This is a genomic window from Microvirga zambiensis WSM3693 (assembly GCF_016735695.1).
Classification (GTDB): Bacteria; Pseudomonadota; Alphaproteobacteria; order Rhizobiales; family Beijerinckiaceae; genus Microvirga; species Microvirga zambiensis.
Genome location: NZ_JAERQD010000232.1, coordinates 1 through 648, shown reverse-complemented (window position 1 = coordinate 648; position 648 = coordinate 1). Strand labels below are relative to the sequence as shown.

Annotated in this window: 1 protein-coding gene; it reads left to right on the top strand. The window is 59.9% G+C overall.

Annotation, left to right across the window (positions count from 1 at the left end; genetic code table 11):
- Positions 1–437, top strand: a 437-nt coding sequence (locus JKL46_RS35050; RefSeq protein WP_201843064.1) for a hypothetical protein, incomplete at its 5' end; no start/stop codon positions are given.
- Positions 438–648: the final 211 nt, after the last annotated feature.

Below are 648 nucleotides of genomic sequence, written 5' to 3'. Positions count from 1 at the left end.
CAGACTTTGGTTCGGCGGACTGTGACATCACCAAAGGCGTCGATCCGCTTCGTCACGACAACGCGGCACTCCTCGACTGGCACAGGGATGCCGACGACTCTCTCCCGGTATACAGGTGGACGCACGACCGGCTGCACAGAGACGATCGGGACATTCCGGGGAGGAACCAAGGCAGGCCCCTCATACCCTTCGCTCTCCTCCAGAGGCACAATCGGCAGAGGTCGCTGTGGGACAAGACCTGGCCCTTCATAGCCGTCGACAAAGCGGCGTTCGATCACGCGGCTCTCAATGAGCCTGTGCTCGACCGGCGGCGCAATATAGGTCTCCTCCACGGCGAGCCGAGGCGGGACGGGTGGGCGCTCCAGAACCGCTCCTTGATCCTCGAAATAGGGAGGGAGATCCGCGGCTACAGCGACCGTTGTGCTCATCAGAGTTGATCCGCCAAGCACCATTGCGACCAAAGCCGCTTGCGCAACGTTGCTCAGACCAATCGCCTGCATGTGAGCTCCTAACCTCGATCCAAGGAAACGTTGGCTTACGGTCAAGGTTCCGGCTTTTGGAGCATTCTGGCTCTAAGAGTCTGACTCAGAAAGACGGGTTTGATTTCAGGGTCTTGCGAGCCGCCTCGTCAGCATCCGAATATGGGCG